This is a genomic window from Enterococcus sp. VV15, assembly GCF_005236045.1.
GTDB classification, from domain to species: Bacteria; Bacillota; Bacilli; order Lactobacillales; family Enterococcaceae; genus Enterococcus_B; species Enterococcus_B durans.
Genome location: NZ_QPTY01000019.1, coordinates 37,088 through 52,219, shown reverse-complemented (window position 1 = coordinate 52,219; position 15,132 = coordinate 37,088). Strand labels below are relative to the sequence as shown.

Here is a 15,132-nt window from a genome sequence, read left to right as displayed (position 1 = left end):
TTGTGGTTAAAAACATTGTACCGTAAAAGGGCTGTTACATGGCCTTTTATCTTTTACACAATTATATGGACTTTATCATTTTTATCGCTGCAAGTTATTTTTTTATTTGTTTTTTCTTAGCTCATACAACCTATTAATATTTATACGTTATCTATGTATAAATCGATTTTGCCCTTATAGCTATGTCTTTAACTTCCTCCTCTCTTTATGTGGAAAACAATTTTTTAAACCTAAAGTTTTCCACATGAACGTCCAAACTTGCTTTTTTACGGAGCTCACAAAAACGAATGGGAGACAAATCTAAAAATCAAGTTTGCTACAGACTCTCGAATAAACGGCGTCCAAAAGTCAGGTTTTTCGGAAATCTCAAAAAAAAAAGCGTGGGACAAAAGTAAGAAACACTTCTGTCCCAGCCTCTTTTCTCTTCAATTTCTCAAACTTAAACGACTTTTGTTTCGACCTCTTTTCAGAAATGATTATTTGTTTTTTCTTTGGTCCTTGGTTTTCAGTGAAACAAAAAACGTAAGCAGCAAAGATAAAATGATGACTACTGAGCCGCATTTCTGTTGATCCAGATAAATGAGGATCGTTACCATGCTAGTAATCAATCCAATCGTTAATTTTTTCCTGTCTATCATAAGCATCCCTCTTCGGATACTATTCTCTTCTATAGATTCGATCATTTTTTTATCTTTTGTTTATATTTATCTTAATTTTTCTTATTGTTATTTAGTCAACGTAATGGGATTCGATTTTCTTACTTGGCATCAACCAGCCGAATAACATGATTCCATTAGTAATCAAGACAGCGAGGGGCGTCACTAGATAGCCTAGAACGATTCCGATGATATTCAATGAGATGGTCAAATAGGATTTTTTATAGTTGCCTAATAGTTCCTTGATTGCTTTCTTATGGGCCGTATCAGAATTGACCAATTCCCTTGCAAGGAAATAATACGCGATATTGGCACCTAACGAAACACCTCCATATGTGATTGCAGGAACTAAACTAAATGTGTATTCGCTGATCCAAGAAGTCGCAAATGGAAAAAGTGACAAAGCAAAGAGAAAAAAGCTATTTGCCCATAATACCTTCCCATTTACTTTATGGACGACTTGGAACATGTGATGATGATTGTTCCAATAGATAACTAAAGTAAAAAAACTGATAATGTAGATCAAAAAACGAGAGCCTAAAGCTGACAATGCTTGCCAAGTATCTGAACTTGGTTCATGTAACTCTAAAACGAGAATTGTCATGATAATCGCAATCACGGCATCGGTAAAAGCTTCTAAACGATTTTTCGACATAAGTTCCGCCTCCTTATTTGCCTTATTTTAGTAGAAAAGAACGAAAAAAAGCAACTGTTTTATACATCTAAATACCAAATAAAAAATCAGACTAACGATGGATGTGGCTGTTCATCCATTCTGTTATACTTTTTTCAATAAGAAGTTACCATATTTGTTCATCGGGCACCGGGTCAATTCAATTGCTGTAGTAAAGGATATTAACGTAACCGCTAGTCGATGCAAATAAGAAAAGAGGGGTTGTTATGCAACGTAGAAATAGTTTCTTAAATATCTTCATGTTGATCATGGTATTGGTTGTTGCTGGTTTTGCCATCAGTCTTTTTGTTGGTGTACTGAGCAGCATCTTATGGTTTGCTGTCAAATTGCTGATTCCTATAGCTATCATTATTTGGCTGATTCGTGCCATTAGTGGGGCTGATCGAAACCGCAAATACTATTAATCGAATACTCGAATGAGTTGATTACTCGGACATTTACTACAAAAAAACAGGAACAGATTAGACAACCTTCAGAGGTTGCTTTTCTGTTCCTGTTTTTATCCAAAGCTAAGAGATCTGCTTCTAGAAACACTTCCCAAAAAAAGAGTGCGGGACAAATCTAAAAATCAGGTTTGCTAAAGACTCCCGAATAAACGGCGTCCAAAAGTCAGTTTTTTCTCTCCAATTTCTCAAACCTAAACGACTTTTTTCTCGACCTCTTTATTAAATATTCTTCAACAAGATCTTATGGATTTTAGCATGATTTCACACATTTTAGTGTTTTTCTATCCGCTATTAAATGATATATCATTTGTTTAACCCAAAGCAACATCAAGGATCATCATGATGATGAATCCTAACATCACACCAAATACAGCAAAATGCCGCTTACTTGATAATGTTTGCTGTGCTTCGGGGATCAGCTCTTCGACAACGACATAGATCATTGCTCCAGCTGCGAATGCCAACGCGTACGGCAACAAGATCGATACCTTCGTCACTAAGATCGCACCAACGATACCAGCAATCGGTTCAACGATACCTGATGCTTGTCCATACATAAACGCCTTCGTACGGCTCAATCCTTCTTGCCGTAATGGAATAGAAACGGCGGCTCCTTCTGGAAAGTTTTGAATACCTATTCCTAGTGCAACAGAAATTGCTGCTAAAACAGCCGTTGTAGGGTTATCTGCGGTAGTTGCTGCTCCAAAGGCTACCCCAACAGCTAAACCTTCTGGGATATTATGCAATGTAATCGAAAATACCAATAAAATCGTCCGCTTCAAGTGGGTGGGTAAGCCCTCTGTTTCATGTTGTGGCCCAAAATGCATGTGGGGCAATGTCTTATCCGCAATATAAAGGAAAAGTCCGCCTAGTCCAAAGCCAATACTTACCACTAACCAAGCAATGTCGCCGTTTTCTTCTGCTTTCGTGATCGCAGGATCTAGCAACGACCAAAAACTTGCAGCGATCATCACTCCTGATGCAAAACCAAGCATCAGATTCAAGACGTCTTTCTTGATTTCTTTAAAGAAAAAGACTAATGCAGCTCCCAGTGCAGTCATAAAATAGGTAAAACCAGTCCCTACCAATGCCTGTTGCCACGGGTCTAATCTTAATAGCCATTCAGCCATATTTTTCTCCTTTCAATCCTTTACTTACTACTCTAGCATATAGAAAAAAGCATGACTACTATTTTACGAAAAGACGTATTAGTTGGGGTTTTTCTGACAAAGCACTATACTTTAGTTAGTAAATTTTATCACTAAGGGAGTGGAGAGTTATGTCAACAATCAATGCTGGTGTCGCTATGGTAAAAGTTCTTGAAAGTTGGGGAGTCGATCATATTTACGGAATTCCTAGTGGTTCATTCAATTCCATCATGGATGCTTTATATCATGAAAAAGAAAAAATCAAATATATCCAAGTTCGTCATGAAGAAGTCGGTGCATTAGCCGCAGCTGCCGATGCAAAACTAACGGGCAAAGTCGGCGCTGTGTTTGGCTCTGCTGGTCCTGGCGCGACCCATTTGATTAATGGACTATATGATGCCCAAATGGATCATGTCCCTCTCGTAGCGCTATTAGGACAAGTAGCTTCTGCAGCGATGAATTATAATTCTTTCCAAGAATTAAATGAAAATCCTATTTTTGCAGATGTTAGTGTCTATAACCGAACAGTGATGACGCCACAAAGTTTGCCACATGTAGTCGATGAAGCGATCAAAGCTGCTTACGAACATAAAGGTGTTGCTATCGTGACGATTCCTGTAGATTTAGGTTTTGCTGAAATCGAAGAACAAGATTTCACGACTGCAGCTACACACAAAACCGGCTATATCTTACCTGACGAAAAAGATTTGTTGGCTGCGCTTCCTTACATTGAAAAAGCAAAGAAACCTGTATTGTATGTTGGGCAAGGCACGCGTAATGGCTTCGAACAGATCAAACACTTTTCAGAACACTTTTCAGTTCCTGTCGTTGCTTCTGTTCTGGCCAAGGGAATTGTTCCTGATAGTTATAAAAATTTTCTTGGGTTTGCTGGACGAGTTGCGACGAAACCTGCAAACGAAGCACTTGCTGAAGCTGATTTGATTTTATTCGTGGGAAGTGACTTTCCATTTGGTCGAGCTTTCTTCAATCCTGATGCTGCCTTTATTCAAGTAGATATCGATGCATCAAAATTTGGCCGCAGACATGCCGTTTCTCTTTCAATCCTAGGAGATGCCAACACCACTTTAGAAAGATTAGCAGAACTTGGCCAACCTCGACCTGAAGATCGTTGGTATCTAGCAAATCAAAAAAACAAAGCGAACTGGGGCAACTGGTTGAAATCATTTGAAGATCGTGAAGAGCAACCTATCCGCCCGGAAGCAGTTTATAAAGAAATCAATCGTATTGCGAAAGACGATGCAATCTTTGTCACGGATGTCGGCAATACCACGATCCACTCGATTCGTCTTTTAGATATGAACGGCAACCAAAAGCATACTACTTCTGGTTGGTTCGCAACGATGGGAAATGGTGTTCCTGGAGGAATTGCTGCTCAGTTAAGTTTTCCAGAAAAGCAAGTGTTCACTCTAAGTGGCGATGGCGGATTCGCTATGGTCATGCAAGATATCATCACACAAGTCAAATATCAATTACCAATCATCAACGTCGTCTTCTCGAATGATTCCTTTGGTTTTATCGAAGCAGAACAAGAAGATACAGAACAAAAGAAATTCGGTGTCTTTTTGGAAGATGCAGATTTTGGTAAGGCCAGTGAAGCATTAGGTGCAGACAGTTTCACGATTACTGATTACCATCAACTACGACCAGCCTTTGATGCAGCTCAAAAGTCAACACGCCCTGTAGTCATTGATGTCAAAATCGAAAATAAACGACCACTACCTGTAGAAGACTTGCACTTAGATCCTCGAAAATATTCCACAGATGAAATCAATGCCTTCAAAGAAAAATATGAAGTTCATGATATGCCTGTATTAAATGAGCTATATGAAAAACGTGATTAAGTTATTCTAAAAGCACACTATAAAAAAACGAATAAACTCATAAAAAAGAGGCAGGACATAATAATGTCCTGCCTCTTTTTTATATAAACTACTGTCGAATATTTATCTAAATGCGTAAACGATATGAGTAATACCAAATAGCATAAAATAGAATCCAACTAAGAAACTTAGGGTCAATGCTGATGAGATAGGATTAAATAATAGCATGATCCCCAAAATGATACCTAAGATATTTACGATGACAGTGAACCAATAATAGCCATTACTTACCCCTTTAGCCAAATCAGCAGCCAATAAAGCAAATATGGAATCCGCAATGAACCACACTGCAAATACGAATGGCAATGCCACTACACCGGCTCCAATATTGAATAAGAAAAATATTCCTACTAAGATATCGATGATCCCTACAACTAGTGGTGTCTTCCCTTTGTAGCCAGTCAATTCCTTCATGCGATTGCGAACAAATAATTCAAAAATTCCTTTTAAAAAGGCAAAAATAGCAAATACGACCACAATTGCCACAAGATTACCTACTGGATCTTGGAAAGACATCAGAGAAACAATCACAAATAATATCCCTAAGATCAAAGAACCCCAATCTACCGTTTTTCTTTCATTCATTTTTCAAACCTACTTTCATTTTGATCTACTATCCATACTACCTTTCTCTTTAAATAACGTCAAAACATATGCTGAAAGACGATTGATCGCTCTGTTGACATTGTATTGTATTGCGAACTTTTTGATACATCCGAGTGTAAACAATTTACATATGAGAAGACTATTTATTATCCACTTTTTTTCTATCCAAGATCATTGTTTTTTTTAGAAAATACATGAATACATACAGATATCCACCTTCTATCCATCAGCTGTTTCTTACTTTTTTGTTACGTTGTTCCACGTGAAACACAAAGAATAGCTGATTACCTTGAAACTTTTACTTTTCCCCTATATAATTCTAGAAGACTTGTCAAAAACAATTAAAAGATAAAGTGAGGAAAAAAATTGATTACTGTAAATGATGTAAGTTTGCACTTTTCAGACCGCAAACTATTTGATGATGTTAATATTAAATTTACTCCCGGAAATTGCTATGGCTTAATAGGTGCAAATGGTGCAGGTAAATCAACGTTCCTTAAAGTATTATCCGGAGAGCTACAACCTTCTACAGGTACTGTCTCCTTGGGTCCAGATGAACGTATGGCCGTCTTGAAACAAAATCACTTCGACTATGAAGAATATACAGTCTTAGAAACAGTTATTATGGGACACAAACGATTGTACGAAGTAATGAAAGAAAAAGATGCCATCTACATGAAAGAAGACTTTACAGATGAAGACGGTATCCGAGCAGCCGAATTAGAAGGCGAATTTGCTGAGCTAAATGGTTGGGAAGCTGAACCAGAAGCAGCAGTATTATTACAAGGATTGAATATCCCTGAAGAATTACATCACCAACAAATGAGTGAACTTACGGGTGGTCAAAAAATCAAAGTCCTTTTAGCCCAAACACTATTTGGTAAACCAGATGTATTGCTATTAGATGAACCAACAAACGGATTGGATATCCAATCAATCAATTGGTTAGAAGAATTCTTGATTGAATTTGAAAATACAGTTATCGTCGTTTCTCATGACCGCCATTTCTTGAATAAAGTATGTACACATATGGCGGATCTAGACTTTGGAAAAATCAAATTATATGTCGGCAACTATGATTTTTGGTTAGAATCTAGTCAACTAGCTACAAAATTGCAAGCAAATGCAAATGCAAAAAAAGAAGAACAAATCAAAGAATTACAAGATTTTATCGCTCGTTTCAGCGCGAATGCTTCAAAATCAAAACAAGCGACTTCTCGTAAAAAAATGTTAGAAAAAATCACGTTAGATGACATTCAGCCATCTTCTCGTCGCTATCCATTCGTTGGTTTCAAACCAGAACGTGAAATCGGCAACGACCTTTTACAAGTCGAAAACGTGAGTGTTACTATTGATGGTAAGAAAATCTTAAATGATATATCATTTAATTTAAGTAAAGAAGACAAGGTTGCTTTTGTTGCTGAAAATGATATTACAACTACGACGCTATTCAAAGTAATCATGGGTGAGATCACACCAGATACAGGTACAGTGCGCTGGGGCGTCACAACAAGCAATGCTTATTTACCAAAGGATACAACGAAAGAATTTGATACGGACCTAACGATTTTAGACTGGTTAAGACAATATGCAAGTAAAGAAGAAGACGACAATACTTTCTTACGAAGCTTCTTGGGTAGAATGCTATTTTCTGGTGAAGACGTCTTGAAGCCTGTAAATGTCCTATCTGGGGGCGAAAAAGTCCGTTGTATGCTTTCTAAAATGATGCTTTCTAAAGCAAATGTCTTAGTTTTAGACGATCCAACGAACCATTTAGACCTAGAGTCAATCACTGCATTGAATGATGGGCTAATGGCCTTCACAGGTTCTATTCTCTTTGCTTCACACGATCATCAGTTTATCCAAACCCTTGCAAACCGCATCATTGCTGTTTCTGATAAAGGGGTCATCGATCGCGCAGACACAACGTATGATGAGTTTTTGGAAAACAAAGATATCCAAAAACAATTAAATGAATTATGGAACTAAACGGATCAATTGTTTCGTGACTGATTGATTGTTGAATCTTACTGGTGCTGTTCGTTAGAAATGTCTAACGAACAGCATCTTTTTATATTCTCCGGGCACATACAAAACCCATAATGCTGAAATTCCTCAACAAAGAAGCAAGTGGGACAAATCTAAAAATCAGTTTTGCTACAGACTCTCGAATAAACGGCGTCCACAAGTCAGTTTTTTTGGAAATTTCAAAAAAAAAACGAGCATAGGACAAAAGTAAGAAACACTTTTGTCTCATGCTTTAAAAACGAATAAACGGTGGGAGCAGAAGCAACTCCTTCTTAAATAAGCCGAAATTCACAGAATTTGCAAAACAATTTCCATGATTCTCTGGTTCTTTCTCGGAATGAAATACTTCTGTTGCAACCTATTCTTTCTGATTAGTGATGGTACACTTCTATCGTTTGATTCCCATTGAAAAAATGGCGATACAGCCATAGCCAGTATGACTAGCGATCGTAGGACCCAACGGATAAAGTTTCACTTCTTTCATCTTGATGTTCTCTTCTAACAGGCGTTTCGCTTTTTCGGCACTTTCTAAGTCCCCTGCATAGGCAATATAGACGATTTGTTCTAAAGGAGCGACGATCGTTTTAATCGTTTCTTCTACGACTTTTTGGATAGATTTATTTCTGCCACGCACCTTATCGACATTCGTCAGACGCCCTTCTTCATCTACTGTAATAATTGGTTTGACACTCAGAATACTTCCTAATGTAGCGCTAGCCTTTGAAATACGTCCGCCACGTTCAAGATGTTTCAAATCATCGACGGTTACCCAAGAGTGTACTTTTAAATAATTATTTTTTAACCACTCTAACGTTTCTTCTAATGTTTTTCCTTCATCTTTCAATCGCACAGCTTCTAATACCAACACGCCTTCACCAACACTAGCAGCTTTCGTGTCAAATACATGTATCTGAGGGTCAGGATACTCTTCTTTTAGTAATTCTACAGCTTGCAATGCACTACTATAAGAGCCACTCAATGCACTTGAGAAAGCAACATATAAAACTGGGATTTTTCTTTCAGCATACGTACGGAAGAATTCAAGGTATTGTCCCACATTGATCTGTGATGTGGTTGGCGTTGCTCCGTTTCTCAATTGTTCCATATATTTGTTATAGTTAAATGTTTTCCCCAGATCATCCACTAATTCTTGTTCATCTAACTGGATCTTCATTGACAAAAAGTCAACATTCGCCGCTGCGAGTACTTGATAAGGAAGATCACAACATGAGTCTGTTACTATTTGATACACCTACTTCAACTCCTTCACCATTCATTTTACCCTTGCCCCCTATTATAGCAAATCTCTTGCGTTCAAAATATCTTTAGCTATCTAAAAAGAAAATAATTAATATTCACTCACTTTTTTTGGCCATCTACCGGTGTTCACAGTGAAGAAAACGATAAAAAAAGGTCGAACACCACAAAAGGACAACAGGTTCTTTCCTGCTTTCATGGTGTTCGACTCTATAGCACATTCGTTCACTCTTTAAGGCACAAGAATGTCCTGTCTCAACGAATATTACTAAAATGACTTAGATTTGCGCCCAGACGCTTTCTAAGATATTTGTTTGTGTTCGGTCAGGTCCAACTGAGAATGTTGAAATACGGACTCCTACAAGCTCTGAGATACGTCTAACATAGTTACGGGCATTTTCTGGTAGTTCAGCAAGTGTTTTACATGCTGTAATATCTTCAGACCAACCAGGAAGTTCTTCGTATACTGGTTTGCAACGTTTCAATTCTTTCAGGCTTGCTGGGTAATGGTAGATCATTTCTCCATCTAATTCATACGCTGTACAGATTTTTACTGTTTCTAGTCCGCTTAATACATCGATTGAATTCAATGATAGGTTAGTGATTCCTGATACACGTTTTGAATGGCGCATCACGACTGTATCAAACCAACCGACACGACGAGGTCGACCTGTTGTCGTACCATATTCACGACCGACTTCACGGATTTGTTGACCTGTTTCGTCAAATAGTTCTGTTGGGAATGGACCATCTCCTACACGAGAAGTATAAGCTTTACATACACCAACGACTTTATTGATCTTTGAAGGGCCAACGCCACTACCGATCGTTACTCCACCAGCTACTGGATTAGAAGAAGTCACAAATGGATACGTTCCTTGATCGATATCCAACATCACGCCTTGGGCACCTTCAAACAAGACACGTTTTCCTGCATCTAGAGCATCATTTAAGATGACTGATGTATCAGTGACATATTGTTTGATTTGTTGGCCATATTCATAGTATTCTTCGAAAATATCCTCAAATACCAATGGTTCAGAATCGAACATCTTCACAAATTGACGATTTTTATCTTCTAAGTTCAAACGCAGACGTTCTTCAAAAATCTCTTTATCTAATAAGTCTGCAATACGGATACCGACACGAGCAGCTTTATCCATATAAGCTGGTCCGATCCCTTTGATCGTTGTACCGATCTTGTTTTCACCTTTTGAATCTTCTTGTAATTGATCCAATTTGATATGGTAAGGCAAAATGACATGCGCACGATCTGAAATACGTAAATTCTCTGTCGCTACACCTTTTTCGTGCAAATACGCTAATTCCGTCACTAATGATTTAGGATTCACCACTACGCCATTTCCGATTACACTGATTTTATCTTTATAAAAAATCCCAGAAGGAATCAAATGCAGTTTGTAAGTAACACCATTGAATTTGATTGTGTGTCCTGCATTGTCGCCACCTTGGTACCGTGCGATCACCTCAGCATTTTCACTAAGAAAGTCAGTAATCTTTCCTTTCCCTTCGTCGCCCCATTGTGTACCTACTACTACTACAGATGACATCTGAACACCTCGTTTTATATTATTTAATCCTGAATTATTGTATCAATAACTCGCTATTTATTCAACTAAAATCGAATGATACTTTTATTTATTTTATAAAAACGCTTAAAAAACGAACAATAAACGTATTTGAAAAATTATTCCCTCAAAAGAGTATAGGGAATAACAAAGGCTTGACTTAGAAGATGAACAAATAATATAGGACAAATTTAAAAGTTAGTTTTGCTACATACTCTCGAATAAACGGCGTCCACAAGTCAGGATTTTCGGAAATTTCAAAAAAAAAAGAACAATACAAAAAACGTATTGTTCTTTTTTTATCCAATTTTTCAAACCTAAACGACTTTTGTCTCGAACTCATTTTTTCTGATTTATTTCGCTATTTTGTAACAACTACTGACATTGCAGACTGCTTCATCATAGATCATTTTCTTCATAAATGATGCTCATTGGCATTGATAGAGATAGGATAGGAATGAAAATCATCTGCTATGACTTCATTTCTTGAAGTGGAACACTTCTGTCTCTTCTAGTATTCTTCTCTTGGTGATAACGACGAAAACTTGTTGTATTCTTTGATGAATAGTAATTCAACAGTTCCTCGGGCACCACTACGGTTTTTTTCGATGATGACTTCGATCACGTTGTCATTTTGCGCTTCAGCGCCGTCATTGTCTTCGCCGCCTTCTCTTTCATAATAATCATCACGGTACAAGAACGCGACGATATCTGCGTCTTGTTCGATAGAACCTGATTCCCGGATATCACTTAAAACAGGTCGTTTATCTTGCCGCTGTTCAACACCACGAGAAAGCTGTGATAATGCGATAACAGGCACTTTCAATTCTTTCGCCAGTTTCTTTAACTGACGGGAAATATCAGAAACTTCTTGTTGACGATTTTCTCTGCCATTCCCTTCAATCAATTGAAGATAGTCGATCAAGATCAAGCCGAGATTGCCTTTTTCCTGTGCGAGTTTGCGGCACTTTGCGCGTATTTCAGAGATTTTGATCCCAGGAGTATCGTCAATAAAGATATTCGCCCGTGACAAGCTCCCCATCGCAACGATCAGATTGGACCATTCTTCTTCAGAAAGCTGACCTGTACGCAAATGGCTCGCTTCAATCGATCCTTCCGCACAAAGCATCCGATTAACCAGGGATTCTGCCCCCATTTCCAAACTGAAGATAGCTACGGAACGATCCGTTTTGGTACCGACATTTTGTGCGATATTCAATGCAAAAGCCGTTTTCCCGACAGCTGGTCGAGCTGCCAAGATGATCAATTCTTCTGGTTGGAAACCTGCTGTCATCTTATCTAATCCTTGATAGCCAGTAGGAAGTCCTGTGATTTCTTCGTTGTTTTGTGCTAACTGGTCAATATTTTCGATCGTTGAATTCAAGACTTCTGCGATCGATAAAAATCCGCTCCGGTTTCTTTTTTCGGATACTTCAAGGATGCTACGTTCTGCATCATCTAATATCGATTGGACTTCTTCTCCCTGTTCAAATCCACGAGTAACAATTCCTGTCGCTGTTTGGATCAAATTACGCAATAATGATTTTTCTTCTACGATCTTTGCATAATAAACGATGTTCGCCGCTGTAGGAACAGCCAATGCTAAATCGGAAAGATAACTCAAGCCCCCAGCATCTTCTAATAGATTTCCTTGTTCCAAACGATCTTTGACAGTGACCACATCGATTGCTTCACTACGATCATTCAATTCGATCATTGTTTCAAAAATGATTTGATGTCCCCGACGATAAAAGTCTTTCGGTTCTATGTACTCCATGGCATCAATGATCGTTTCAGCATCTAAAAAAACTGACCCTAAAACCGCTTGTTCGGCTTCAATATTTTGCGGTGGAATTCGATCCTGCCACACTTCATTCATACATATCGCTCCTTGTCTTCAATTGCTTCATTTTACAAGAAAATAGTCAAAAAGTCACCCTAAAAAGTGGAAAATTCATTGTATCTTCACGCGGAAAATCATTCCACTGTATTTGTACGTTGGCTTTATCGTTCAAAAACATTGCCTTTTTCCCTATTCAAATATAAGAGTTTAGTACAGAAGTATTTCACTCCGAGAAATAACTAGGGATTTTGGAAAATCGTCTTTCCTACTTTGTGATTTCAGGTTATTTTTGAAGATGCTACTCCTTGTTTATTCATGTTTAGAGAATGTGGGACAAATCTAACAATCAGTTTTGCTACAGACTCTAATTCTGAATAAACGGCGGCCAAAAGCCAGGTTTTTCGGAAATTTCAAAAAAAACGAGCAATACAAAAAACGTATTGTTCGTTTTTTTGAAATTTCTCAAACCTAAACGATTTTTGTCTCGACCCTCTCATAATTGATTTTACTAACTTATTCTTGTACAACGTGTACTTTGATCGTTGCTGTCACTTCATGATGCAATTTGACTGGTACATTCGTGTAACCTAATGTACGGATTGGATTTCCTAGTTCGATCTTACGTTTATCTAGTTTCACTTTGTACTGTTTGTTCAATCCTTCTGCGATTTGTTTAGAAGGAATTGAGCCGAATAAGCGGCTGTCTTCTCCAGCTTTTGCTTTTAATTCAACAACCGTATCTTCTTTTTCTAAAAACTCTTTCAGTTTTTTTGCTTCTTCTAAAATTTCTGCTTCATATTTTTCTTGTGCTTTTTTCTGACCAGCTAATTGGCTGATGCTACTTTTTGTTGCTTCTTTTGCTAGATTGTTTTTTAATAGGTAATTTTGAGCATATCCTGTCGGAACTTCTTTTACATCACCTTTTTTTCCTTTACCTTTTACATCTTGTAAGAAAATGACTTTCATAGCAATTACTCCTTATCATATAGTTGATTCATGTTCTCGTTGATTACAGCTAATAAACGCTGTTTGGTTTCTTCAACTGTGACATTTTCCAATTGCGTAGCAGCATTCGTGAAATGTCCACCGCCACCTAGCGACTCCATGATCAATTGCACGTTGATCGTGCCCGTACTGCGTGCACTGATACCGACTAATCCATCCGTTCGTTTCGTAATGACGAATGCACCATTGATATTGATCATTGATAAGAGTGTGTCCGCTGTTTTTGCGGCTATGACACTATTATACTCTTTTTCATCTGTCCCTGTCGCTACCACAATATCTGATGTCACATACTCACTTTGGGCGATCAAATCACTGATCTCCAAGTAAGTTTCTAAATCTGAACTCAATAAATATTGTACTAGGGAAGTGTCAGCTCCACAAGCCTTTAAATAGCTTGCTACATCAAAAGTTCGAGCGGTCGTCCGTACATTGAAACTATTCGTATCGACCGTCATCCCAGCAAGCAACAATGTAGCTTCAAACCGATCTAAACGATTGGCTCGACTGCTTTGATACTGAATTAGCTCTGTGACTAATTCTGAAGCTGAAGAAGCTGAGGATTCAATGTACGTCAATAATGGTTTACTTGGGAATTCTTCCCCACGTCGATGATGATCGATGATCACGATCTTATCAAACTGCTCATAAAGGCTCTGAGAGATCGATAGCGAAGGTTTATGGTAGTCGACCATCACAAGTAAGTCCTCATTTTTTTTCAGCTCCATCGCTCGTTTAGGCGAGATCAATTGTGCTTCCAAATCTGGATGTTTATGGATTTCTTCCAAACAACGTTCAACGTCTAGAATAATTTCTGTTTCATCTATGACCACATAAGCTTTTTTCTGATTAAAGCGTGCTAAACAACTCACGCCAAATGCTGAGCCAATCGCATCCATATCTGGAAACTTATGACCCATGATAAATACATCGCCTGTTTCATCAAAAATTCTTCGTAAAGCCGTACTCATCGCTCTGGATCTCACCCGTGTCCGCTTCACTGTTTTTGCTGATCTTCCACCGTAATAGACCGGTTTCGCTCCTTCACGCATCTCTTTGACGACAACTTGGTCGCCACCTCTAACTAGCGCTACATCCAGATTGTTTTGTGCTTCTGCACCAATTTCATCGAGTGGATCTTGACCATACGCAATCCCCATACTAAGAGTGATCGGCAGATTTTGTTTCTCCGCTTCTTCACGTAAGCGATCCAGCAAATCAAATTTCTTATCCATCATTTTCTTTAGCACATTCAATTGAGTGAAAAAGAAAAAACGTTCTGAATTGATTCGTTTAAAGAAAACATGGTACTCATTCATCCAATCTGAAACCAACGTTGTCACAAAAGAATTCAGGTAAGAAATTTCTTTGTCGTCCAGTTTATCGATCGCATCGGCATAGTTGTCGATCGATAGTATGCCAATTACCGGCTGGCTGTTGGTTTGGTGCAGTTTCAGTAATTGTGTTTGCGTGACATCACTAAAATAGACTACGCCCTTAACAGTATCTAAATCGAATTGAAATGTTTTATCCGCTAAGTACAGCTGATTCTTTTTCTTTTCTTTTGCAGCAAAAAACGCATCCAGTAGTTCATCTTCTGATAACGCACTTTGATCCTTGATCCCTAATGCAAAAGGATTCATCCAATCGATTTTTTGAGTCATCGGCTGGTAAGAAATGATCCCGACTGGCATGATCTCTGAAACATAAGCTAAGTGTGTTTCGGCAACCGTTGAAGCTTGTTGGATCTTTTCACGATTTCGCAGTGTCAGCCAGCGTTTCACTTTCAGCCAGTAGCGAAGCCACAAGATATTCAAAACTAAAACAACCAAAGCGCTAACAAACCGAAATGGCATAAATAAGATAACCAGTATTTCGATTAATATGAATAAAATAATGCAGAGAGGTCTAGGGGTTAAGTTTGTATTTTCTTTTTCCATCGTCTTCCTCCCATATTTG

At 38.1% G+C, this 15,132-nt stretch carries 12 protein-coding genes; 3 read left to right on the top strand and 9 right to left on the bottom strand.

What is annotated here, in order from left to right; genetic code table 11:
* Positions 1 to 476: 476 nt before the first annotated feature.
* The gene (locus DVW83_RS15230) at positions 477 to 638 is read right to left on the bottom strand and encodes a hypothetical protein (protein WP_005877524.1); all 162 of its coding nucleotides are present in this window, start codon (positions 636 to 638) and stop codon (positions 477 to 479) included.
* 91 nt (positions 639 to 729) lie between these two features.
* Complete coding sequence (locus DVW83_RS08345) at positions 730 to 1,311, bottom strand: TMEM175 family protein (RefSeq protein WP_005877526.1); 582 nt, start codon at positions 1,309 to 1,311, stop codon at positions 730 to 732.
* 245 nt (positions 1,312 to 1,556) lie between these two features.
* Between DVW83_RS08345 and DVW83_RS08340 the strand changes: the two genes are divergently transcribed.
* Entirely contained in the window at positions 1,557 to 1,754 is a 198-nt protein-coding gene (locus DVW83_RS08340) for a hypothetical protein (protein ID WP_104660329.1), read from the top strand.
* A gap of 353 nt (positions 1,755 to 2,107) precedes the next feature.
* On the opposite strand, the gene DVW83_RS08335 is transcribed toward DVW83_RS08340, so the two are convergent.
* Complete coding sequence (locus DVW83_RS08335; protein WP_104660330.1) at positions 2,108 to 2,926, bottom strand: ZIP family metal transporter; 819 nt, start codon at positions 2,924 to 2,926, stop codon at positions 2,108 to 2,110.
* Positions 2,927 to 3,075: 149 nt separating this feature from the next.
* Between DVW83_RS08335 and spxB the strand changes: the two genes are divergently transcribed.
* The gene (gene spxB, locus DVW83_RS08330; protein WP_137239286.1) at positions 3,076 to 4,806 is read left to right on the top strand and encodes a pyruvate oxidase; all 1,731 of its coding nucleotides are present in this window, start codon (positions 3,076 to 3,078) and stop codon (positions 4,804 to 4,806) included.
* A gap of 102 nt (positions 4,807 to 4,908) precedes the next feature.
* Here spxB and DVW83_RS08325 read toward each other — a convergent pair whose 3' ends face one another.
* Positions 4,909 to 5,430 carry an HdeD family acid-resistance protein gene (locus DVW83_RS08325; protein WP_104660719.1) on the bottom strand — a complete coding sequence of 174 codons (522 nt, stop codon included), beginning with the start codon at positions 5,428 to 5,430 and terminating at the stop codon, positions 4,909 to 4,911.
* 387 nt (positions 5,431 to 5,817) lie between these two features.
* On the opposite strand from DVW83_RS08325, the gene DVW83_RS08320 reads away from it, so the two are divergent.
* Positions 5,818 to 7,440, top strand: a complete 1,623-nt coding sequence (locus DVW83_RS08320; protein WP_104660720.1) for an ABC-F family ATP-binding cassette domain-containing protein — start codon at positions 5,818 to 5,820, stop codon at positions 7,438 to 7,440.
* A gap of 427 nt (positions 7,441 to 7,867) precedes the next feature.
* Here the strand turns inward: DVW83_RS08320 and DVW83_RS08315 are convergent, their stop codons facing one another.
* The 5 genes from DVW83_RS08315 to DVW83_RS08295 form a co-directional block, all read right to left on the bottom strand.
* The gene (locus tag DVW83_RS08315) at positions 7,868 to 8,731 is read right to left on the bottom strand and encodes a DegV family protein (RefSeq protein WP_104660258.1); all 864 of its coding nucleotides are present in this window, start codon (positions 8,729 to 8,731) and stop codon (positions 7,868 to 7,870) included.
* Positions 8,732 to 9,014: 283 nt separating this feature from the next.
* The gene (locus tag DVW83_RS08310; RefSeq protein WP_104660257.1) at positions 9,015 to 10,307 is read right to left on the bottom strand and encodes an adenylosuccinate synthase; all 1,293 of its coding nucleotides are present in this window, start codon (positions 10,305 to 10,307) and stop codon (positions 9,015 to 9,017) included.
* 529 nt (positions 10,308 to 10,836) lie between these two features.
* Positions 10,837 to 12,204 (bottom strand): replicative DNA helicase, encoded by a 1,368-nt coding sequence (gene dnaB / locus DVW83_RS08305; RefSeq protein WP_123863166.1) that lies wholly within the window; start codon positions 12,202 to 12,204, stop codon positions 10,837 to 10,839.
* Positions 12,205 to 12,681: 477 nt separating this feature from the next.
* Complete coding sequence (gene rplI, locus DVW83_RS08300; protein ID WP_123863165.1) at positions 12,682 to 13,134, bottom strand: 50S ribosomal protein L9; 453 nt, start codon at positions 13,132 to 13,134, stop codon at positions 12,682 to 12,684.
* Positions 13,135 to 13,139: 5 nt separating this feature from the next.
* Positions 13,140 to 15,113, bottom strand: coding sequence for a DHH family phosphoesterase (locus tag DVW83_RS08295; RefSeq protein ID WP_137239284.1), 1,974 nt, complete (start codon positions 15,111 to 15,113; stop codon positions 13,140 to 13,142).
* Between the last annotated feature and the right edge of the window lie 19 nt (positions 15,114 to 15,132).

Coding starts and splice junctions, on each gene's coding strand:
- DVW83_RS08345 (WP_005877526.1), bottom strand. CDS start 1,311: ATGTCGAAAAATCGTTTAGAAGCTTTTACCGATGCCGTGATTGCGATT.
- DVW83_RS08340 (WP_104660329.1), top strand. CDS start 1,557: ATGCAACGTAGAAATAGTTTCTTAAATATCTTCATGTTGATCATGGTA.
- DVW83_RS08295 (WP_137239284.1), bottom strand. CDS start 15,113: ATGGAAAAAGAAAATACAAACTTAACCCCTAGACCTCTCTGCATTATT.
- DVW83_RS15230 (WP_005877524.1), bottom strand. CDS start 638: ATGATAGACAGGAAAAAATTAACGATTGGATTGATTACTAGCATGGTA.
- DVW83_RS08335 (WP_104660330.1), bottom strand. CDS start 2,926: ATGGCTGAATGGCTATTAAGATTAGACCCGTGGCAACAGGCATTGGTA.
- DVW83_RS08325 (WP_104660719.1), bottom strand. CDS start 5,430: ATGAATGAAAGAAAAACGGTAGATTGGGGTTCTTTGATCTTAGGGATA.
- rplI (WP_123863165.1), bottom strand. CDS start 13,134: ATGAAAGTCATTTTCTTACAAGATGTAAAAGGTAAAGGAAAAAAAGGT.
- spxB (WP_137239286.1), top strand. CDS start 3,076: ATGTCAACAATCAATGCTGGTGTCGCTATGGTAAAAGTTCTTGAAAGT.
- dnaB (WP_123863166.1), bottom strand. CDS start 12,204: ATGAATGAAGTGTGGCAGGATCGAATTCCACCGCAAAATATTGAAGCC.
- DVW83_RS08310 (WP_104660257.1), bottom strand. CDS start 10,307: ATGTCATCTGTAGTAGTAGTAGGTACACAATGGGGCGACGAAGGGAAA.